9 protein-coding genes, 1 tRNA gene and 1 other RNA gene are annotated in these 22,928 nt (G+C 61.2%); 5 read left to right on the top strand and 6 right to left on the bottom strand.

The features are described 5' to 3' along the window. Positions 1-28: 28 nt before the first annotated feature. Both I1M21_RS05525 and I1M21_RS05520 read left to right on the top strand, forming a co-directional pair. Positions 29-1,036 carry an LPXTG cell wall anchor domain-containing protein gene (locus tag I1M21_RS05525; RefSeq protein ID WP_195192760.1) on the top strand — a complete coding sequence of 336 codons (1,008 nt, stop codon included), beginning with the start codon at positions 29-31 and terminating at the stop codon, positions 1,034-1,036. A 28-nt stretch (positions 1,037-1,064) separates the two neighbouring features. Continuing rightward, positions 1,065-2,057, top strand: coding sequence for an LPXTG cell wall anchor domain-containing protein (locus I1M21_RS05520; RefSeq protein ID WP_195192759.1), 993 nt, complete (start codon positions 1,065-1,067; stop codon positions 2,055-2,057). Positions 2,058-2,413: 356 nt separating this feature from the next. Here I1M21_RS05520 and ffs read toward each other — a convergent pair. The 3 genes from ffs to tadA all read right to left on the bottom strand — a co-directional run bounded on the left by ffs (position 2,414) and on the right by tadA (position 18,170). Further along, positions 2,414-2,509, bottom strand: an RNA gene (gene ffs / locus I1M21_RS05515) — signal recognition particle sRNA small type. Positions 2,510-2,603: 94 nt separating this feature from the next. Next, a complete protein-coding gene (locus I1M21_RS05510) occupies positions 2,604-15,926 on the bottom strand; it encodes a Spy0128 family protein (RefSeq protein WP_229025630.1) in 13,323 nt (4,440 codons plus the stop codon). Between the two features lie 462 nt (positions 15,927-16,388). Continuing rightward, a complete protein-coding gene (gene tadA / locus I1M21_RS05505; protein ID WP_195192757.1) occupies positions 16,389-18,170 on the bottom strand; it encodes a tRNA adenosine(34) deaminase TadA in 1,782 nt (593 codons plus the stop codon). Between the two features lie 51 nt (positions 18,171-18,221). Here tadA and I1M21_RS05500 point away from each other — a divergent pair. After that, positions 18,222-18,311 (top strand) — tRNA-Ser (locus I1M21_RS05500). Between the two features lie 2 nt (positions 18,312-18,313). On the opposite strand, the gene I1M21_RS05495 is transcribed toward I1M21_RS05500, so the two are convergent. Then, positions 18,314-18,898 carry a TetR/AcrR family transcriptional regulator gene (locus I1M21_RS05495; protein WP_055286259.1) on the bottom strand — a complete coding sequence of 195 codons (585 nt, stop codon included), beginning with the start codon at positions 18,896-18,898 and terminating at the stop codon, positions 18,314-18,316. Positions 18,899-19,109: 211 nt separating this feature from the next. On the opposite strand from I1M21_RS05495, the gene I1M21_RS05490 reads away from it, so the two are divergent. Continuing rightward, on the top strand, positions 19,110-19,661 hold the full coding sequence (locus I1M21_RS05490) for a LemA family protein (protein ID WP_082421874.1): 552 nt from the start codon (positions 19,110-19,112) through the stop codon (positions 19,659-19,661). A 300-nt stretch (positions 19,662-19,961) separates the two neighbouring features. Here I1M21_RS05490 and I1M21_RS05485 read toward each other — a convergent pair whose 3' ends face one another. Together I1M21_RS05485 and I1M21_RS05480 are read right to left on the bottom strand one after the other, a co-directional pair. After that, positions 19,962-21,014 carry a branched-chain amino acid aminotransferase gene (locus I1M21_RS05485; protein ID WP_195192756.1) on the bottom strand — a complete coding sequence of 351 codons (1,053 nt, stop codon included), beginning with the start codon at positions 21,012-21,014 and terminating at the stop codon, positions 19,962-19,964. A 290-nt stretch (positions 21,015-21,304) separates the two neighbouring features. After that, positions 21,305-21,952, bottom strand: a complete 648-nt coding sequence (locus I1M21_RS05480; protein WP_195192755.1) for a VTT domain-containing protein — start codon at positions 21,950-21,952, stop codon at positions 21,305-21,307. Between the two features lie 223 nt (positions 21,953-22,175). Here I1M21_RS05480 and cysE point away from each other — a divergent pair, with 223 nt between their 5' ends. Beyond that, a complete protein-coding gene (cysE, locus tag I1M21_RS05475) occupies positions 22,176-22,880 on the top strand; it encodes a serine O-acetyltransferase (protein ID WP_195192754.1) in 705 nt (234 codons plus the stop codon). Positions 22,881-22,928: the final 48 nt, after the last annotated feature.

The raw sequence follows: 22,928 nt of genomic DNA, 5'->3' as shown, positions 1-22,928 counted from the left end.
CCGCCGACCCTTGAAATGAGGTGCCGAGATGAACGACATTCTCGCAAGAAGAGCAAGACGAGCAACCATGGGCATCGCCCTTTCCCTGGCACTTGCCGCGGGAATCGCCCCCGTAACGGCGATCGCGGCAGAAACCAGCTCCCCCATCGATGCAGCTGCCTTGCAGACAGCGACCGCGAACTCGAGCGAAACCGCGACCACCGAAAAAGATAAAGCGTATGCAGCCATGCAGGAAGCGCTCAAAAACCTCGAAGCCGCAAAAGACGCCGCAAGTCCCGAGAAACTTGCGGAAATCGATGATGACATTGCCGCATTTCAAGAACTCTACGACATGGTGGTGGCGGAAGCCGCCAAATGGAGGGTACCCCTTCCCGCCATGCAAGCGAACGTCGATGCAGCCCAAGCCAAATACGACGAGGCCCACAACCGGGTAAGCGAGCTTCAGGCAGAATTAAAAAAGGCATACGACAACGGAGATTACGCAGCTGCTCAACAGTTGCGTTCGGAGATCATGTCGGCAGAAAGGCAAGAAAAATCTTGCAAATCGGACCTTGACAGCTATCGGCGTAGGCTCGAGATCCAGGAAGGACAGGTTGAGCATTTCGAAAGTGCGGCGGAGGAAGCCAAAGCCCACATCGACGAGGACATAGCCAAGCGAAATGCGCTCACCGACGATTTGGAAAAGGCACAGGCGGCCTATGACGACGCCTGCAAGGCATACGAAGAGGCGAAAGCCGCAGCAGATAAGGCCACCTCGCCCGAGATAACGCAACCGACCGAGACAACGCCTCCCTCCGGCTCGACGCAACCGGCCGAGACGGCACAGCCCGCCAGCTCGCCCGCGACCGGCAAAGACACCGCACCGAGCTCCTCCAAGCAGGCGAACACGGGCAACAGCAAGCAAGCGAATACGACCGCCGGCAAGCTCGCAAACACAGGCGACACAACGCCAAGCGCAATCGCACTAGCAGGAATCGCCGCCATGGGACTCGGAATAACCGCCACAGCCACCCGCCGCATCAAGAACTCAAAATAGCCTCCGACCCTTGAAATGAGGTGCCGAGATGAACGACATTCTCGCAAGAAGAGCAAGACGAGCAACCATGGGCATCGCCCTTTCCGTGGCACTTGCCGCGGGAATTGTCCCCGCAACGGCGATCGCGGCAGAAACCAGCTCCCCCGTCGATGCGGTCGCCTTGCAGACGGAAGATGCGGCAGCCGAAAAAGAAAAAGCGTATGCAGCCATGCAGGAAGCGCTCAAAAACCTCGAAGCCGCAAAAGCCGCCGCCAGTCCCGAGATAATTGCGAAAATTGATGATAACATTGCCTTTCTTCAACCGTTCTACGATAGATATTCGGCAGAAGCCGCCAAATGGAGGGAGCCCCTTCCCGCCATGCAAGCAAACGTCGATGCAGCCCAAGCCAAATACGACGAGGCCAACAATCGCGTAAGCGAGGTTAAGGCAAAATATGAAAAGGCACGCAGCGACGGGGCTTCCTACGAAACTCTTAGTCAGTTGCGTCGGGAGATCAGCATGGCGCAAGCGGAAGTAGAACCTTGGGAAATTGAGCTTAGGCACCGGCGAAGCGAGCTCGAACGTCAGGAAGAACGGTTTAAGCGTTACGAAACCGAGGCGGAGGGAATGAAAGCCAAGATCGACGAGGCCAAAGCCAAGCGAGATGCGCTCCTCGGCGATTTGGAAAAGGCACAAGCGGCCTATGACGACGCCTGCAAGGCATACGAAGAGGCAAAGGCCGCGGCAGACAAGGCCACCTCGCCCGAGATAACGCAACCCACCGAGACGACGCCTCCCTCCGGCTCGACGCAACCGGCCGAGACGACACAGCCCGCCAGCTCGCCCGCGACCGGCAAAGACACCGCACCGAGCTCCTCCAAGCAGGCGAACACGGGCAACGGCAAGCAAGCGAATACGACCGCCGGCAAGCTCGCAAACACAGGCGACACAACGCCGAGCGCAATCGCACTAGCAGGAATCGCCGTCGCAGGACTCGGAATAACCGCCACAGCCACACGCCGCCTCAAGAACTCAAAATAGCCGCCAGAGCATATCGTTCCCACCAATCTTCAAGCCCATAGACAAAAGAGGCCCGTTTCCCCAACCAAACCCAGGGAAACGGGCCTCTTTTCTTACTTGTAAAAACAGATGGTAATGCCGCCGTCTCTTGAAGCGCGCAACTATCAATGCCCAGGCAACGCCAACAAGCAGCACAAAACACGGGATTCAATTCTTCAGATAAATGCGCCTTTACGGGTGATTTTTGGACGAAGTGGCCCGGCCGGCGGCGAGATATTTGGTAGTCGAGCGATCCCGCAGGCGCAGCCGAGGACCAGCGAGACACCAAATATCTCGCCGCCGGCCGGGCCAAATCGCGGCACCAAAAAGCGCCCGTGCGCTCGATGGATTCGGATGCCCGACAGAGGCTCCTTATGGCTGCTTCCTTCCGGACCTGACCAGATTCGGAACATGTCGTCATCCGAACCCATCGAACGCGCTAGGCGCTCGGTATATCTTACCCGCTCCCGCCCAGCAGGGCAAGTGGGGCGAACCCATCGGATGGATTCGCCCCACTCGTGCATATCGCTAGCGGCGCCTGCGGTACAGGGCCGCGCCGCCCGCGACGGCCAGCGCGCCGATGCCGGCCATGGCACCGAGTGCCGCCGCCGGCAGGCTGCGGTCGCCGGTGTCGGGCATGCCGCCCTTGGAGCCGCCGCCGGAGCTGTCGCCGGAGCCGCTATCGGAACCGCCGCCCGAACCGCCGCCCGGCGTGCCGGGGTTCTCCGGGGTGCCGGGGGTCCCGGGTTCCTCGGCGTAGCTGTTGGTGAAGACCGGCGGCAGGTTGGCGTCGCCCTCGTAGGAGACCTTCGCCGACAGGTAGCCCGTCTTGGAGCCGTCGGCCGCCTCGTCGCTCACCGTGACGACAATCTTGTGCACGGCCTTGTCGTAGGTCACGTGTGCCTGGCCATCGTCGACCTCGCTCACCGTGAAGGTGTAGGTACCGGCCTGCTTGAAGGTCAGCGCGTCGAACGTGACGCTGCCGTCGGCGGCGTTCTTGGCGGTCGACATGACCTTGCCGTCCCGGCTCTTGAGCTCAAAGCTAAACTGCCCCGCCTTGAGCTCGGCGCCCTTGAGCACCTTGGCGGCGCCCAGCTTGAGGGTGACGGGCGCAGCCTCGTAGCCGTTGGTGAACGTCACCGAGCCATCGCCCGTGGGATTGCCCTCGGCATCCACAAGGTCGTGCTTGACGGTGAGCTTGCCGTTGCCGGCATCGGTGACCGTCGTGCGCACGCGGTGCACCGCCCTGTCGTACGTCACGCCGCCCGCCGCGCCGGCGACCTCGCGCAGCTCGTAGCTATGCGTGCCGGGCGCGGTATAGGTGATGGGGTTGAGCGCCACCGTGCCGTCCGCGGCGTTCTTGCCCGTCACCGCAATACTCTCGCTGCCGTCGGCGTTGATCTCGATCAACTGGAACTCGAACTCGCCCTCGACCAGGTCGCGGCCCTTGAGCTTCTTGCTCACCTTGATCTGGTCGGTGACGGTGCTCGGGGCGGGGCCGACGCCGTAGGTATTGGTGAACTCGAACGCGCCCTTACCCTCGGGCGTGCCCTCGGCGGGCAGGACCTCCGCGAAAAGCGTGCCCGCGTTGGTGTCCTCGACCACCTTGACCGTGAAGGTCCTGGACGCCACCGCGTCATTGACCACGCCGTCGACCGAGCCGGACTCGCTCACCCGGTAGGCGAACGTCTTGGTGCGCATGCCATCGCCGTCGATCGCGGCATCGTCGAGGTCACTCGGCTGCTTGAACGTGACGTGGCCCAGCTCGACGTTGCCGGCGGCATCGTTGACCGCCTCGGTCACCGTCTTGCCGGAGGCGTCGACCGGTGCGGGCGCGCCGTCCAGCGGCTCAATCTTGAAGGTGTACTTGCCCTCGATGTCGGCCTGCGTCAGGCCGAGTCCGGCCTGGCCGAGCGCCAGCGTCTTGGTGCCCGCGAGGTCGACCGTCGCCTCGTTGGTGCCGTAGCCGTTCACGAACGACAGCTTGCCGTCGCAGCCCTTGGGATAGGTCACGACCACATCCAGCCCGCCCTTGCCGTTATCGGTCACCTTGACGGTGATGTCGAAGCTCGAGGCGGTCGCCGTCACGCCGGCGGGCAGTGCCGCCGTGCCCTCGGACACGGTATAGGGGATGGACCAGGAGCCGTCGGCCGCCTTGGTGGCGGTACCGTCCGCCGCCATCTGCTCGAGCGAGCCGGTGGTGTAGGCGATGGGCGAGAACGCGAGCCCCGCGACCTCGCCGTCGTCGGAAGCGCGGTTGGACGCGGTCGCGACCACGTTACCGTGGGCATCGCGGACGGAGAACGAGAACTCGCCCGCCGCCGCGGCGCGGCCCGTCAGCGTCTTGGTGGCCTCGATGGACGCGCTACCCTCGCCGCCGAGCGTGCCAGTGGCCTCATAGGAGTTCTGGAACGCGACCGTCACGGGCGCGGGCGCCGCCGTGGCGTCATCGGCCGTCGAGACCTCGCTGCGGGCGACCTCGATGCCGTCCTTGACGACCGTGGTCGTGACCGTGAGCTCGCCCGTCGCGGCGTCGTAGGCGGGCGCGATGGCCACCGTGCGCGGCTCGGCGTCGTTGGCGTAGCCCTCGCCGCCGAGCTTGGTCTCGGTGACGGTGAAGCTGTAGGTCTTGCCCGCGTCGGCGTCGGTGAACGTCACGTCGCCCTTTGCGGCGCCGCCGATGAGGTCGATCAGGTCGGTTTCCCCGTCACCAGCTGCGGAAACGGCGTAGGCGTCCTTGCCGGTCTTGAGGCCGAGCTTGGCGGCCGTCTCGGCGTCGGCGGTCACGGTGAAGGCGAACTGCCCTGCCTCCATCGCGCGGCCGGAGAGCGTCTTGGACAGGAGCACGCCTGCGCGGGCCGAGTAGTCGAGCCCGGTCGTGTAGGTGTTGACGAAGTCGCCGCCGCTCGCCTGCGCGATCGCGGGCGTCGAGGCCGTGAGGTTGCCGGAGCCGTCGTCGGTCACGGTCACCGTCATCGTGGCGACGTGGCCGTCGTAGGACACGCCGGCGATAGCCGGGCCGTCATCGGGCCTGACCTCGCTCACCGCGTAGGTGAAGGTCTTGGCGCGCACGCGCTTGCCGCCGACCTCCGCGAACCCGGCGTCCTTGATGTCGTTAAGCGTGTAGCGGATAGAGCCGAAGTCGAAGGCGACCTTAGTGCCCGCCTTGGTGCCGGCGGCGGCCGTCACGCTGACGGTCTTGGAGCCGCCGGCGGAACCCTCGGGCATGGGCGCGCCGCCCTCGGCCGTGAGCGTGAACTGGAAGCTGTCGCCCTCTGCCCAGTCGCGGCCCTTGAGTGTCTTGGTGAAGAGCCCCGCGGTGGAGACGTCCCTGCCCTCGGTGGCCGTTCCGTACGTGTTGGTGAACGCTGCGGTCGCGCCGGCATCGGTCACGGTGCCCTCGGCCCCCTCGGCCGTGGTCGTGTAGCCCTCGGCGGCGTCCTCGGTCACGGTGTAGTGCGCGCCCACGGGCAGGCCGGCGACGGTCTTCTCCCCGCCGTCCCTGAGCGTGAAGGTCGCCTTGCCGCCCGCGAACGTCACGGCGTGCTCGCCCTTGCCGAAGGTGCCGGAGACGGACTCGCCGTCCCCGTCGGTCAGCGCGACCGTGAAGCCGAACTCGCGCTGGCTGTCGCCGCCGACGACCGTCTTCTTGACGGTGAGGCTGCCCTCGCGGGACACGCTGTTGTGGGTCGTGTTGGTCTGGGCCCGGTTCTCGCCCACCTTGACCGTTGCGGTATTGGCGATGTCATCGACCGTGGCGGCATCGGCGGAGACCTTCACGTCGAAGCTGAGCGTGCCCGTGGCGCCCGCAGCCTGCTCGCCGAGCGACCAGGTAAGGGTGCGCGTCGCGGCGTCGTAGGCGGCGCCGTCGGCAGAGCCCTCGACGTAGCCAACGCCCTTGGGCAGCGCATCGGTCACCGTCACGTCGGCTGCCCGCGCGGCACCCCTGTCGTCGACGCTGTTGTTGGCCCAGTTAATGGTGTAGGTGAGGGTATCGCCCACACTCACGGGCTTACCGTCCACATCGACCTTGGCGCCCGAGGCGCCCGCCTTGGTGACGGTCTTTGTGTTGTCGTGCGGCGTGAAGGTGTTGGTGAAAGTCTTCTTGCCCCGCTCGTTGGAGATCTCGGCCTTAAGGCCGGCGCCAGCCTGAGCCACTGTGATGTCGAAGGTGTAGACATGCGCATCGTCCTCAATCAGGACATCGCCGCTTGCTTTCTCGGTCACGGTCGCGTGGTAGGTACCCGGATTGGTGAAGCTGAGCTCGCCAAAGGAAACCTTGCCATCCTTGTCATTCTTCGCCTCGATCGGGTAGCCCTCGAGCACAATGCCCGCGCCGTCGGCGAGGGAGAGCTCAAAGGCGAACTCCCCCTCCTGGAGGCCGGGCTTGCGGCCGCCCGCGAGCACCTTGGTGAACTCGGGGACGGACGCCGTGGCGGGGGCGGGGTCGAAGGTGTTGGTGAAGGCGGCGGAGGAGACCTGGTCTGCCGCGATGGAGCCATCGGCCTTGGATCCCTCGGCTCCGTTCACCGCGGCCTTGTAGCCATCGGCGGCACGTTCGGTCACCGTGTAGGCGGTTCCCGCGGGCAGCCCCGTGATCCTCGCCGTCTGGCCATCTTTGAGCCTGAGGGCCGCCTTGCCGTCCTCGAACGTCGCGTCACCGTAGGCGCCGGACACGCCGTGGCCCGCGGCATCGGTGGCCTCGACCGCAAACTCAAATGTCTTGTCCGCATCGACCGCCAGGCCCTCGCGCGCCACGACGGTCTTGGAGACGTCGAGCTCGCCCGTCTTCACGGTGTTGGTGAACGCGACGGTCGCGCCGTCCTCGGTCACGGCGCCTTCGGCCTTGGAGCCGTCAGCCCCGTTGACCGCAGTCGTGTAGCCCTCGGCGGCGTCCTCGGTCACGGTGTAGTGCACGCCCACGGGCAGGCCGGCGATGGTCTTCTCCCCGCCGTCCCTGAGCGTGAAGGTCGCCTTGCCGTCCGCGAACGTCACGGCGTTCTTGCCCTTGCCGAAGGTGCCGGAGACGGGCTCGCCGTCCCCGTCGGTCAGCGCGACCGTGAAGCCGAACTCGCGCTGGCTGTCACCGCCGACGACCGTCTTCTTGACGGTGAGGCTGCCGGTCTTGGCGGTGTTGGTAAAGACCGCCGCCTCGACCGTGCGCTCAGCAGCGTCGCCCGCATCGTCGGTCAGCTGTGCAATCTTGGTCTTGGCAGACAGCTTACCGGCGCCATCGTCGGCCACCGTGACGGTGGCACGATAGGTGGCCTTCGAGAAGATGAGCGACGTCTCGTCACCCGACGGCTCGGTAATCACATAGGTATAGGTACCGGGCTTGGTGTACTCGATGGTACCGAAGTTGCCGACCTGGGCATCCTTGTGCAACTCAATCGTCGACACGCCCTCCTTGGCGCCCTTGGGCATGGGTGCCTCACCCTGGGCAGTCAGCATCATGGTAAAGGCATCCGCCTTAGTCCAGTTGCGACCGGAGATCTTCTTTTGAACCTTAAAAGCGTTCTCCACCTTTGTGGACTCCACGCTGTAGACGTTGGTGAAGCCCACCTTCGTCGCCTGTCCGACGGTACCCTTCTGGGGGTTCGCCTTATCGACAACCGCAAAGCCGTCCTCGCTCGTCATGAGCTCACCCTTGGAGTCGAGCTCCTGCACCTCGTAGTGCGCACCTATGGGCAAGGTAACCGTAACGGAGCCGCCGGCCTTAAGCGCGATGGTGTCACCGCTCTTGATCTGTCCGCTTACATAAGTGCCGTTGGTGCCATCGGGGCGACCGGCGTACGCAAAGGTGCCGGCCAGAGGCGTTGTGCCATCGGCCTGGTAGAGCAGCACCTTAAAGGTAAATGCCTTGTTGGGCGCGGTGATGCCTTCGGCGGCCGTGACCGTCTTGCTCAACGTCAGGCGCCCGTCAGAAACCTGATCGGTGGTGGTGTTGGTCTTGACGGCAGGGTTATTGCCGACCGCCACCGACGCCTGATTGGAGATGTCGCCCGAAGCGCCACCGCTCTTAAACGCGTCCTCGGTCACGCGAACCTTAAACTGAACCGTGCCCTCCTTGCCTGCGGGAACGCCCGCCAGCGTCCAGGTGAGATTGCCGTCGTTGTCCTTGGATGCGACATTCGCATGGTCACCCGCGAACTCCACGAACTCGGTTCCCGCGGGAACGGCATCGGTGATCTTCACCGTGGCAGACGCGCCCTCGGTGTTCTTGTAGCCGATGGTGTAGGTGAGCTCATCGCCCAGCTTAATGCCCGAGCCACTCGAATCCTGAGCATCACTCTCGGACTTCTTGGGCACGTAGTTGGTCGTGGTACCGGTATAGCTCTTGTTGCCAACCCAAACGGTGGCTGTGTTATTGATGGTGTCGACAGCGCTTTGGGCGTCCTTCACAGCGTCCTCGGTAATCTTGACGCGCACGCGCACCGAACCGTGGCTGCCTGCGGGCTGCTCACCCAGATTCCAGGAAAGCGACTGACCGCTCGCAGCGCCCTTATCGGCATACTCGCCCTCAAAGGCCTCGAACACAACGCCGGCAGGAAGCTCGTCGGTCACGGTCACGCTGGCCGGGACCAAGTTGCCATTGGCATCGGCCTCGGTGTTGACCCAGTTAATGGTGTAGACGTAGGAGTCGCCCACGGAGAGCAGCTGCCCGTCGATGTCCACGTCGGGCTTCGCGACCGCGCCAATCGTCTTGACCCTATCACGCGTATTGTGGAAGACGATCTTGCCGTTCTCGGTACCATCGCGATAGGTCACCTTAGGCGTCAGCGTGCCATCGTTGTTGTCGGTCACCTCGAGCAGCACGCGGCACGTCGCGGATGTATCCACGGGGCGGACGCCCTCGGGCAGGTTGGCCAAGCGCTCCTTTGCCACCAGGTTAAAGCTGTAGGTAGTGGTGTGGTCGGCATTGTGCCGCTTGGTGGCAACGCCATCGTTGACGGCACCGGCAAGGTCAATCGTCTGCTCTTGAGTTCCACTGGTAGCATTGCCAAGCTTAAAGTGAACCTTACCGAAGTCGACCGTAGCGGTGCCGTTCTCACCCGTCTTGGTCTTACCCTCATCCATCTTTTCGAGCGAGCCATCGGCCTTCTCGGCATACAGGTCAAACGTATACTGGCCAGCCTCGATCTTGTCGCCGGAGTCCATTACCTTCTCGGCAGCAAGACCGTCGAATGTTCCAGTCGCGACATAGCTGTTGGTGAAGGACACCTGGGCCTTGGCGGTACCGCTCTCGGAGCTAAAGGTCTTCGCGGAAAGCTCGACGTTCTTGGCGTCATAGTGCTTGGCCGTGGTCACGGTATAGAGCGAACCGTTATCGCGCTTCTTAACCGCAATCTCTACCATCCAATAGGTGGAGTCGTATGTATAGCCGCCCTTGCCGCCGCCATTCTCGACAACCTTGTAAGTAAACGTCTTACCCGCATCTTCCGTCGCAAAGGTCAGGCCACCCAAAATGCCGGTATGGGACGTGCCATCGGCCTGCGGCTCATCGTTTGTCACGGTGAGCTTGCCCTCATCTGCGCGCAGCAGCTTGTTGAGCTTATCGGTGGAGGCGGCGTCTTCGCCCGTTACCGTAAAGCCAAACATGCCGGCATGCAGGTCGTGCCCGTTGAGCGTCTTGACGATCTCCAGACCGCCCTGGAGCTCGTAGCTCGTCGAGGTGCGATACCTATTGGTGAAGATGAAGCCTTCCGAGCCGGTCGCGCCATCGGCGCGGGTCACAAGCTTGCCGCCCTCATCGGTTACGGTAATGGTCAAGGTATAGATGTGCGCGTCATACGTCCACTCGCCGAGGCCGCCATTCGGGGCCAGCTCGTTAATAGCGAACTTATACGTGCCCGGCTTGTTGAAGGTGAGCTTCGAAAAGTCAATCTTTTCGTGCTCCCCGTCCTTGAGGGCCGTCGTCGTTTGCTTCTCCTCAGCGTAGCCGTTCTCCGCGCTCATCGAAGAGCCCGTGATGAGCTTGCCATCGATGGCAGTCTTGGTAGCATCGTCAGCCGCGGTCATAGCAAAGGTGAACTTGCCCGGAGCATCGGCACCGGCAACCACCTTCGTCACGGACGGGGTGTAGGTTGCCGCCTCGGTGACCGTATAGGTGTTCTTGAATTTGACCGTCGCGACACCGGTGGACGTTGCACCCGACGGATAGATCCACTGGCCCTCGAGCTCGTCCTTGCCATCGACCTGCTTGCTTACCGCTGTCGTGACTCTAAGCGTACCGTCGCCGTTATCCGCCACGACAGCCTTAACCGTATGGACCGTCTTGTCGTACGTATAGCCCGTCGCCTTGTCGTCAATCTCACTCACCGTATAGGTGAACGTCTTGCCGGCATCATCCTGAGTGAAGGTCAACCCACCCGCAGGTATCAAACTCACGGTCTTGAGAGCATTGGCCTCGACATTTGCGGTCTCAAAGACTTTGCCGTCCGTGGAAATGCCGACCTTGCTGGCAGATGTCTCGTCAGCAGGCTTGACGATATAACGGAACGTGCTCTTAGGCGAGCCAAAAATGGTCGCGTCCTTGGGATACGTCAACGTCTTCTCAATCTGCAAACCGCCAGCAGCGCCATAGTCGAGACTTGCCGTGTAACGGTTCACAAACGAGACGGCAGGCGTGGCGCCGACCTCACTTGCATCGTACTGCTGCACGTAGGTAGTCGAATCTTGCTTGAGCTGGACGATCTTTTCGTCCGTCAGCGCGCTCGCGTCGGCGCCGTCGCCCAGCAGCTCCGTCACACCCGCACCCTTGAGCACGGTCGTCACGGTATAGAGCTTAGCGGGGTCGTCCTTGTGTGCAAGAACCTTGACGAGCACGATAGCGTCACCAGTGTAGCCGGTGTCATAGGTGTAGCCGGCAGCAGCAGGCTGGTTCTCAGCGTCACCAGTGTAGCCGGTGTCATAGGTGTAGCCGGCAGCAGCAGGCTGGTTCTCGTGAATGCGATAGGCAAACGTACGACCCAGGTCCTGTTCCGTGAGCTTACGGACAAAGAGCTCCTTTTTCCCGCTCGCGCCCACCACGGCACCGGACACGCCGGCCTTCGCCGCCTTGTTGGACAGGGTAGCCTCGGCGCCATCGACCGAAGCCTGAATTCCGTCGTACCAAAGACCCGTCACGGCAAAGGTAAACTGCCCCGCGGTAGAGGCGCGACCCTCAAGGGTCTTGCTCACCGTCACGCCGCCAAAGGTGCCCGACGCATGGTATGCATTGGTGAAGGCAGCCTTATCGGTTATGGCCTTGTCCGCATCGGACGCGCCGGCGTTGGCGTAGGTCACACTCGACACGTGCAGCTTGCCCGTGTGGTTGCCCGACTTGTCCAGATCGGTCGCCACAACGGTCGCACGCGCGGTGTGCTTGTCCATGGACATGCCCGCCTGGCCATCTTGCGCGGCGTTCTCAGTGATATTGAAGCTAAAGGTGCCCGCGCGGTTGAACGTCACGGTCGGGGCGGCCTCGGCGCCAAAGGCGAAGGATGCCACGCGTCCCGACTCGGGTGCGCTGGCGACGGCCTGGTTGGTGCCAATGGCAACTGCCCCATCCTTCACCGCCTGCTTTGTGGTCTTGCTCAAACCGGTCGTGCTGGCATCATCCGCAGCGGCGGCAAGGTTAAAGGTGTAGCTCTCGCCCTGGTTCCAGTCGCGACCGCTCACGGCCTTCTGACCTTGCAGGGCCACGCTCGTGGGCTCCACGCTATATTTATTGGTAAAGGAAGGCGTGGCCTTGTTGTCCAGTTGCCTTACCGAGCCGTCTTCTGCGACCTTGTAGTACTCGATCGAGGTCAGGATGCCGGCGCCATTCTTGGCGTTGCGAACCACGGCGTAATAGACCGACCCGTCGTAGGTCATGCCCGCGACCCTGTCGGGTTTCTCGGGCAACTTCTCGGCAAACTTGTATACGTAGGCACGCCCCGCATCCGCCTTGGCGGTATAGGAGATTGCCGGCCACGTCACCGTGCCGTCGGCGTTGTTGCCCACGGTGGCGGTGTTGTCCTCGGTACCCTCGGGCATGGGAGCCGTCACGTTTGCGTCGACCGTATCGGGACTAAACACTGCGCTAGCATCCGCATATCCGCCCACGCCCTCGAGCTTAAAGCTAAAGGCGTTCTGGGCAAGCGTGAAGGTCCCCGCGTTGTCGGTCAGGTTCTTTTGGGCATGGATGATGATGTCCTTCTCACACTCGTCGTAGTGATTGGTGAAGGTCGCGGTCTCGACGGCAACCTCAGCTGTAGCCGGTTTGCCCGCATCGTCGCGTACCTGCGTCATCTTCACGCTCTTAACGACCAGAGCACCGGCATGGTTGTCCTCCACCACGACCGTCGCGGTATAAGAGGCGGCAGAATAGCTTATGCCGTCTGCCCCGGCATCGGAGCCGGGGATGACCTCAGAGATGGTATAGGTGTACGTGCCGGGCTTGGTATAGGTGATATCTCCAAACGTTGCCTTCGGGGCTTTCTTGGTGAGCTCGACCGTAGACACTTTGCTCTTGGCGCCATTGGGCATGGGGACGCCGTCCTCGGCCGTAAGCTGCGCGGTAAAGGTGTCGTCATCAGTCCAGCCACGGCCCTCGAGCACCTTCGTGGCGCTCAGACGATTCTGGGCATCGAGCGTCACGGAGCTGGCGCTGTATTTGTTGGTGAACACGAGCGTGTTGCTATCGGGAATCTTTCCGTCCACGAGTGCGGCGATCGAACCCGCGATCGCGTTGCCGGTTCCCGACTGCTCCTGACCGCCGGCCTTGCGGCTCACGAGGCTAAAGCCGGCCGGAAGCACCGACTCATCGGCAGAACCGGTCACGGTATTGACGATGTTCGCCAGCACATTGCCACTCGCCGACTCACCCTTGGTGGTGAGCTCGCTCACGCTATAGCTGTCGCCCTTCTTAAGGTCGTACACGCGGATGGTCTCGCCAGCCTTGATGGAATGGGTATAGCCGTTCTTGAGCGTAAAGGAATCGCCCACGGCCTCGCCGTTCGCATCGAACACGTGCGCCTCGTAGCCCTTCTCGGAATTCGGCAGGGTGAACTTAAACGTAAAGGTCAGGTCCTTGCCGTTCGCATCCTTGGTAGGCGCGGTAAGGCCACTGTCCGCCGTCACGGTCTTAGTCACCTGCAGGCGCGCCACGCGACGATCGGTATACTGCACGGCCGTTGCCGTGGTAAAGAGATGGTTGAGCTGGAGCGTGCCGAGGTCGGTGCCATTGGTGGGCCGACCGTCTTGGTAAAGAGCCATACGGTTGATACCCGTATCGGCATAGATAATCGCCAGCTGGCCGTTGCGGGTGCCACCGTCCTCGACATAGCGCAAGACGGTCTTGGCACTTTGCGGTGTCTTGTCATAGCGCATGTGCATCAGGTGGTCCGTCAGAGAAGGCGTCACGCCATCGGCGGTGCACTCCTGGCCCCACGTCAGGTTACCCTTGGCATCTGCACCAGTCGCGCTCTGCAGTTTGCCCTTGATGTGCGTAAGCGTGTTATCGATGGAGTCGGGAGAGCCAAACTGCGCAAGGGAGGCAATGAGCGAGCCCGGGCCGCTCATACTGCGCACGCCGTCGCTCTCTATGCCGGCGTCTACGTACACGCCCGAATCGTCCACGATCACCTTGGTGATGGTGGAATTTATCTCGTAGCCATCCGGGCTCATCGATTCACGCAGGTAGTACGTGCCCTTGATAAGGGGCGCATGCTTTGCGGAATTGAGCGGGAAGCATGCTGCACCCTTAATCTCATACGGATAGGTCATGCCATTTGCCTGCACGGTGTCATACGGCGTGGCGCCGGACTTGATGGCATACGTGCTGGGGCTATTGCCGGTAACGTCCTCGGCCTTGTACAGATCAAACGTCGCGCCGTTCACAGGCTCGCCCAAGTCATCGACCTTCTGTACAAACAGACGGTTCTGTACGTTCGTGAGGTGGATCACGGTTGAGAACTGCCTGTTTGTCGACAGGTATTCAACCATGGAGGTGTTCTCCATGGTTGCCTCTGCCAGAGACGACGCCGTGGTGTGATACACCGCCACGGTATAGTCGGCATTCGACTTGTCCTCCATCATGGCAGCGTACTTCTCGATATCGCCGGGCAGCGACCTAACCGTTACCTCATAGTCGCCCTTGGTGTTAACGGCAAAAACGCTCGTGTCCGCCGATTTGGCAGCCTCGACGGCACCGGCAATGCCGTGCGCGGAGCACAGTTTGTAGCCATCGAGCGGATTGCCCGTGACTGCCGTCCAGGCGTCTTCTTTTGCCTGGTCCAAGTTCTCATTGGTGCGTTTGAGCACGACGGCAAAGGTCGTACCCGAGCTAATGGGGTTGTCCTTGTTGTCTTTTATGTCTTTGGACAAGAAGATGGTCTCCTTGGCGGCCAGATAGCCGCCGTTCAGCCACATGCGGCTGCCCTTCCATGTGCTATCATCCGCTGTTTTGACCGTCGTTTGCGGTGCGACGACCACGCCGCCCGTGCCACTCGCCGCAGCTGGCTTGTACTGCAGATGCAGCTCGCCTGGCGTTGCGGAAGTCGATGAAGTCAGACTCGAACGATATCCCTCGGGCAGGCCCATCTCCTTGAGTACAAAGAAGTCATGCCCCGCGGCATGCTGGTTATCGAACGAAAGGACAGAGCCGTCCGACTCCAAAAGCACCAGCTGACCCTTATCGTCCGTCGTGCCTTGAGCGATGGGATCGCCCTGCGTCTTCCAGCTTTCACCGGACTGATACAGCGCAAACGTGGCGCCCTGGACCGCCTCGCCGTTCTGGTCGACCTTCTGGACCTCGGATGACGGCAGGGTGGTGAGGTTGAACTTAAGTGACATGTTCGATGCACCCGCACCGCGCTCCAGATAGAAGAAGCTCAGCTTGTGCTTGGTGCTAGAATTGAATGTATCACCGGAGAAGTTGGTGGTGTCCGCGCCGGCGGCGTCGAACTTCGCCTTGATAGTGGTTTTTTCGATTTCCCTCTCGGTTCCATTCGCGCCATCAATATGACCGACTTTCACTTCGCCGGTAGCAAAGTTAATATCAAGCGTTGCCTTCTCGTGGATGCCGCCCAGATCGCCCACGAGCACGCCATCGATATACACCCAGACGTCATCGTCGCCCGAGAACTCAAAGATCATGTCCTCGTTCTTGTTGGTCTTGCCGTTTGCGGGCTGGACAAACTCCGTGGTCATGGACATGCCAAAGTGATGGTTGAGCTTATCGTTCTCTCCGTCCTTTATTCCTATAGGGGAGAGGTTTTTACCCGACTCGGTAAAAACCTTTTTAGCCGAGTCAAAGGGAAAGAACTGACCCCGATTCTCTTCTGACACGCTCTCCTTATATACGCCCGCCTTATCGTAGACGTCAAAGGAGTTCGTCGTGGAGTTATACACGGCATAGTTGCCTTCTTTGGAGCCGTAGGAGTCGTAAACGTAATAGCCATCCTTGAGCTGGAAGAGGCCCTGCACGCTGTTGTAAACGGCTTTACCGTTCTGCTTTTTATTTGCCTGGCTGTCATTGTTAAAGAGGTAATCGAGCGACTCATCGTTGTAGTTAACGCCCTGGTAGGTGCCATTTTTGATCTCCGGATAGCCCTTTACCAGCGTGTTCTTCACAAATGGAAGGCGTCCAAAGCCACCGGTGGTACTCTTGCCCGTCCATTTGTTAATGCCCGTACCGGCACCACCATTGAATTTGAGCTGGTGGTCTTTATTGATGCCGGTGTTGTTATTGCTGTTGTCGTTGTTTATGTTGGCAGAATTGTCGTTATCGCCATTCACGACCCAGTAGTCAAACAGGTTGACCGTGGTGCCGGTAGGGTTTACCGTCTTCACGATATGGTTGCTGAAGGGAACCGTCTGCTCGGCCAACGCACTCGTTGCACCAAACAAGAGCGCACACGCCGCCAGCGGGACGGTCAAAACCTTTAGAGCACGCTTGGCTGTATTGGTTTTTGTGCCCAAAGGCTTCAGCATTTCTCGAGCTTTCGCATATACGCGATTCATGAAGGCCCTCCCCAATCCATGAGGACGGCAAGCAGCGGCTCATTATATATGTGTCGTCGTCCCCATCGATGCAAATATACGCCCCCCCCCGCGCAGAAACGCAAGGCGGAGCATCGCTATATACTTAAAATTGTAGCAATTTGGGTGACCCGAAATTTCTCTTCGGATTACCACTCAGGTACCAAATCGAACCATTCGCGCCATCGACATACCCCAGTAGGACAAATCGACCGGCAATCTATATCCCCCCACATCCCACAAAGTAGCTAGTTTGGGACGGGGCTATTTTGACTACTCGGCCAAACCGGACTCCCGGGGAAATAAGTTCTAGAGGCGAGCGAGGTCGTAGGATTGGGCGGCTGCTTCGCCGGCGCAGATGAGGTTGGTTGTGGCTTCCTGAGGGTTGAGCGCCTGGTCGAGGGGCATGGGCTTGCGGCAGATCGGAAGCACCAAGTCGATGCCATGCTCACACACCGCATCCAGGTTGACGGCGCGACCGCCCACAACGGCGACCACCGGCTTGCCATATCGCTTGGCGCGGCGAGCCACACCAACCGGCGCCTTTCCAGCGGCGGATTGCTCATCCATATTGCCCTCACCCGTTATGACCAGATCGACATCGCGCACGCGCTCGTCAAAGCCAATCAGATCGAGCACCGTCTCCACGCCCGAGCGCAGCTCCGCACCGAGCGCCAGTAACGCCGCGCCCAAGCCACCGGCAGCGCCCGCGCCGGGCACGCCGAGCACCGAGCCAAATGTCCGTGCACCCTCGGACACGCGCAGCAACCCCTGAACCCGCGCCCTAGCAATCGCCGTATCGAGCAGGCGGCCGTAGCCGACCATCCAACTATCGTACCTGTGAAGTGCCTCGGCGTCATCTCTCGGCAGACCCTTCTGCCCACCAAACACTGTCAGCGCGCCGCGACGCCCCACGAGTGGATTCTCGACATCCGAAAGCACAACGATACGAGCGCCATCCAAAGCCTGTAGCGCTGGCGCCAAATCAACGCTCGTCACCCGCTCAAGGCCGGCAAGACCGGGGACGACCTCGCAGCCCTGATCATCGACCACACGCGCGCCCAGCGCCCGCAGCATGCCGGCGCCACCGTCGTTGGTGGCGCTGCCGCCCAAGCCAATATAGAGTGTCCTTGCGCCCGTGCGAACTGCGCGAAGCATAAGCTCGCCCACGCCATAGGTTGTGGCCGCCAACGCCGCCGACTCCGTGCAAGGCGAATACCCAATGCCGGCCGCCTCGGCCATCTCAATTACAGCCGACTCGTGCTCGCCGTCCACCAGCATCCGGGCAGACACGCGGTCGCCCAAGGGGCCTGCGACATCACAGGTTGAGAGCTCGCCACCGCATGCGGCGATGGCATCAAGCGTTCCCTCGCCACCATCTGCCAGCGGCAATGCGCGCACCTCGGCATCGGGCCAAACGCGGCGCACGCCTTCGGCAACCGCCGCCTCCGCCTGCGCGCTCGACACGCTGCCCTTAAAGGAGTCAATCGCCAACAGCACACGGCGGGGTCGGCGGCACGCAGGACCAAAGTCAACCGCCGTGTCAGCATCCTCACCGGCACCTGCAAGCGCTGCGGCGTGAGCGGCGTGTGCGTCAAGATCGGCCCCACAACCGCAATCAGCGCCGCCCGCTCCGCGCAGACCGCCAAAATAGTTACTCAGCAGCTCGCGGCATTCGTCCGCCAGGACCCCAGCCGTCACGTTAAACCGATGATTCAGGCGCGAGTCGGCATTCAAATCGTATAGGGATCCCAGCGCGCCCGCCTTGGCATCAGCCGCGCCATACACGCAGCGCCCCACGCGCGCGTTGACCATAAGCCCCGCACACATGCAGCAGGGCTCGAGCGTCACGTAGACCGTGCAATCGGAAAGGCGCCAGCGACCGAGCGACCGAGCGGCAGCGCACAGGGCCGCGAACTCTGCATGAGCCGAAGGATCCTGATCGAGCTCGCGCCGATTGTGCGCCCTCGCGACGATCTCGCCGTCGCGCACCACTATGGCACCGATGGGCACCTCGCCCACCGCCGCGGCGGCGCGCGCCTCCGCCAGCGCCTCGCGCATGAACTTCTCGTCGATTTCGGTGATCGTCATCGTTCGCCTTCCCTGTTGCAAATTCAAAACGATGCTATCATTACGACTCACGGAGAGATGGCAGAGCGGTTGAATGCGGCGGTCTTGAAAACCGTTGAGCGCGAGAGCGTTCCGGGGGTTCGAATCCCCCTCTCTCCGCCACTTTAGTGATTCACCGGTGTCATGGTCCGCTCAAACAGCGCATCGACCACGTCGGCTATCTCGGGTCGACGCTCAAGATCGTGGCCCGATTCCCACCATATCGTGAAAAGTCGAATAATACCGCCGGCGACAAACTCAGACGTCGTCTCAAGTGACACGGGGGCCAGGGCATCCTCGGCAAGCACGTTCATCACACGCTCGCGGATGGAGCGAGCAATGCGGTCGCAAATAACGTTGGTCAACATGCCCGACATGCTGCTTGCCAAAATGTTATCCATGAGCCGCTCGTGCGTCAGAATCAAATCCATAGCATCGTCCAAAATCGCGTGCCGAAGCGCGCGCACGTCCTCGGCAGATACCGCGCCGGCCTCATCGGGCTGTTTTTGCGGCAAGCCCGACATGAGCTCATCGATATAAAAGGCAAAGTAATCGTTCTTGTCGCGAAAGTGCTTGTAGAACGTCGTGCGGCGAATCATGGCGCGGTCGCACAGCATGGCAACCGTCAGGTCCTCAAAACGATGCTCCTCGAGAAGCTCGGTGAAGGCATCGAACAGGGCGCGGTAGGTTTTCTTAATGCGAAGGTCCACTGGTATCGCCATCCTCAGGGCAAAGACAACACTCGTCAATCTGTCGCATATCTTACACCTGTACCTCGCGCGCTTTGCCCCGGTGCCGACCCCGCCGAAAACATAACGCTTGCCGGAAAGTTCGGCACGGCAAAACGTTGCGGGTATACTAGTAGCGTTATACCAACGGCAGCTGGCGCATGCCGCCGCGGCCATTCGAAACGGAGACATCATGATTACCGTCATCATCGGCATCGTTGTTGTCATTGTGATTGTCTGCGCCATCGCCGGCATCTACAACAACATGGTCACCAAGCGTAACCGCATCGATAACGCCTGGCAGAACATCGATACGCAGCTGCAGCGCCGCAACGACCTGATCCCCAACCTGGTCGAGACCGTCAAGGGCTACGCCAAGCACGAGCAGGAGACGCTCTCCGCCGTGATCAGCGCGCGTAACACCGCCGTCAAGGCCACCACGCCCGAGGCCAAGATGGAAGCCGACAACGTGCTGACCGGTGCGTTGCGCCAGCTCTTCGCCGTGGCCGAGGCCTATCCCGATCTTAAGGCAAACACCAACTTTACGCAGCTGCAGGCATCGCTCGAGGATACCGAGAACAAGATTAGCTATGCACGCCAGAGCTACAACGATTGCGTGCTCAGCTACAACAACGCCATTCAGACGTTCCCGGCTGTCATCTTTGCCGGCATCTTTCAGTTTAAGGAGCGCCAGGGCTTCGAGGCCGCCGAAGCAGCCCGCCAGGCCCCGACCGTCAAGTTCTAATAGGCACGGCCGAGCTTCCGCCAGCACATCATTCCTTTAAGGGGGTCCAAGGCACACGCCTTGGACCTCCTTTTCCTTAAAAACGCGCGGCCAAAAGGCCGCGCACCATCTTTTATTCAGATTAATAATTGCCCGTACGGCAATGCCGAGTTCACGCAGGGCGGGGAGCAAGTTCCCTCCCGGCGCACTCCGCAGGACGCAAGAAGCCCTCGTCGCACGAAGTGCGCAGCGAGGGCTTCTTGCATGTCCGAGGACGCGCCGGGAGGGAACTTGCTCTCCGCCCGGACAGGTAAAAGCAGATTACGCGACGGTGTAAACCCAGTTGTGCTTATCCTCGACAGCACCGGACTGGATACCAGTCAGGGTCTCGCGGAGCTTCTTCATCACAGGGCCGATCTCAGTGCAGCCAGCCGGGAAGGTCACGGTCTCGTCGGCGCCGTAGACCTTGTTGTCGATCTCGCCAACCGGGGAGATGACGGCAGCGGTGCCGCACAGGCCGCACTCAACGAAGGTGCCGGCCTTGACCTCGGCCCACTCGACGGGACGCTGGTCAACGGTCATGCCCAGGTCCTGGGCGACCTGAACGAGCGAACGACGGGTGATGGAGGGCAGGATGGAGTCGGTGTGCGACTGGGGAACGACGAGGATGCCGTCCTCCTTCACGAACAGGACGTTCGCGCCGCCGGTCTCCTCGACATAGGTGCGGGACTCGGAGTCGAGATACAGGTTCTCGGCATAGCCCTCGCGGTGAGCCTCCATCGTGGGCTTGAGGGACATGGCGTAGTTGAGGCCGGCCTTGATGTTGCCGGTGCCGTGCGGTGCGGCGCGGTCATACTCGGAAACGCGCAGCTTGACGGGCTTGAGGCCACCCTTAAAGTACGGACCGACCGGGGTCACGAGAATGCGGAACGTGTACTCAGGAGCGGGAGCCACGCCGATCACGTCACCGGAGCCGATCATAAACGGACGCACGTACAGGGTCGCGCCGGAGCCGAAGGGCGGAACCCATGCGGCGTTGGCAGAAACGACCTGCTTGACGGCCTCGACAAACTTATCCTTGGGGAACGGGGGCATCTCGAGGCGCTGGGCGGAGTTATACATGCGCTCGGCGTTCATGTCGGGGCGGAAGCAGACGATGCTGCCGTCCTCGGCAGTGTAGGCCTTCAGGCCCTCAAAGACCTCCTGGCAGTAATGGAAGATGCCGCCGCACTCGGAGACATGCAGGGTGTGGTCGGTGGTCAGGCCGCCCTCGTCCCACTCGCCGTCCTTCCAATGGGCCTCGTAGCTGTAGTCGGTCTTCATGTAGCCAAAGCCGAGGCTACCCCAATCGATATCCTTCTTCTCGACAGTCATATGTCGCTCCTTACATACACAGTTGCATACTCGCGAACTCGCACGCAAGGACCGAGGCCGACCGCGTCGCAACGTCGCACGCCCGGAGCGTAGAGCCGGACGGGACACGCGGGCAACACCAAAGCCCATGGCACGTCGATTCGCATGCAGGAGATTGTACTCCCCGCACGCGTCTGATAAAACGCTTTTCTTTAACTAAGTAAAGTATTTTCATTTGCCCGAAACTAAAGAGGTCCGCCACCGTAAGCGGTGACGGACCTCAACGACACTATTATTCGCGCCGGCTCGAGTTAGGCGTTCTTTTTGCCCAGCTTGGCCTTGACCAAACCGACCACGGTCGGGATGATCGATACGGCAACGATGCCGACGATCAGCAGCTCAAAGTGCTCCTGCACAAAGGGGATACCGCCAAAGAAGTAGCCCAGCAGCGTAAAGAGCGTCGACCAGGTAATGCCACCCAGTACGTTAAAGATGACAAAGTTGCGCCAGTGCATGCCACCCATGCCGGCGATGAAGGGCACAAAGGTGCGGATAAACGGGAAGAAGCGGCCCAGGAAGATGGCCAGGTGGCCCCATTTATCGAGAAACGCCTCGGACTTCTCGATGCGCTCGGGCGTCATGGCCTTGACCTTGCCCGAAGCGATAATCTTTTTGCCAAAGAAGTGACCGATCATAAAGTTGCACTGATCGCCCAGGATGGCAGCAGCCCATGCGACGGCCAGCAGGGCCACGATGTTAAAGCCACCGTTATGGGCAAAGAAGCCCGAAGCAAAGAGTAGTGAATCGCCAGGGAGAAACGGGAAGAACACCACGCCTGTCTCAATGAAGATAATGAGGAACACGCAGCCGTAGGCCATAAGTGGGCCGGCGGCGATCCAGCTGGCAATCGCGGTGCGCGGGTCTTTGAGCAGCTCGGCGATAAAATTGATGAAACCCATGAAGTAAAACCTCTCAGTTGTGGGCGCGGATACGTCCAAGTTGACCAGTATACGGTTGCGGTGCTCCCTCGTGCGCAACCCCACAAAAGCATGACTCCATTACCAGCAAGTTTGCATAACTGACACTTGTCGTGCAAAGCCGCCAAGATTGTCCTTCCTAATCCCTAGCGAATCGCTATACTTTACTGAATCGCATTGCCATGGCGCTAAGGGAGGGCAGCCGGTGAGCTTCATCAACACCATTCGCGAGGACATCAAGACCGTCCAGGCGCAGGACCCCGCCGCGCAAAACGGTCTGGTCATCTTCCTTTCCTATCCTGGCCTGCACGCCAAGTGGAACCACGTGCCCGAGCACTGGCTCTGGGAGCACGGTCATCGCTCGCTCGCCCGCGTGCTCTCGCAAATCACCCGCCACATCACCGGCGTCGAAATTCATCCTGCCGCGCAGATTGGCAAGCACTTCTTTATCGACCACGCCATGGGCGTCGTCATCGGCGAAACCACCATCGTGGGCGACAACTGCGTGCTCTACCAGGGTGTCACGCTCGGCGGCACCGGCAACGAGACCGGCAAGCGCCACCCCACCCTGGGCAACAACGTCACCGTGGGCACGGGCGCCAAGGTGCTCGGCAACATTCGCATCGGCAACAACGTCAAGATTGGCGGCAACTCGGTCGTCGTTAAGGACGTGCCCGACAACTGCACCGTCGTTGGCGTGCCGGGACGCATCATCAAGCGCAACGGCTGCCGCGTGTTCGAGGAGAGCTTCGACGCCAAGCAGCATCGCGAGTACATGCCTGACGCCGCCGCCGAGCAGTCCGCGCTCAACCGTCAAGGCATCACCGAGAACGCCCGCCGCGTCAAGGAACTCGAGCAAGAGGTGGCCGAGCTCAAGGCCCTCGTCGCCAAACTTGTGGACGAACGCTAGAAGCGGACGGCCACCGACAACTTTAACGCCAGCACAAAAGGCGCGCCA

Source organism: Collinsella aerofaciens (assembly GCF_015546965.1).
GTDB lineage: Bacteria > Actinomycetota > Coriobacteriia > Coriobacteriales > Coriobacteriaceae > Collinsella > Collinsella aerofaciens_X.
Note: the sequence above shows the minus strand (reverse complement) of the source record. Positions and strands in the feature narration are given on the sequence as shown.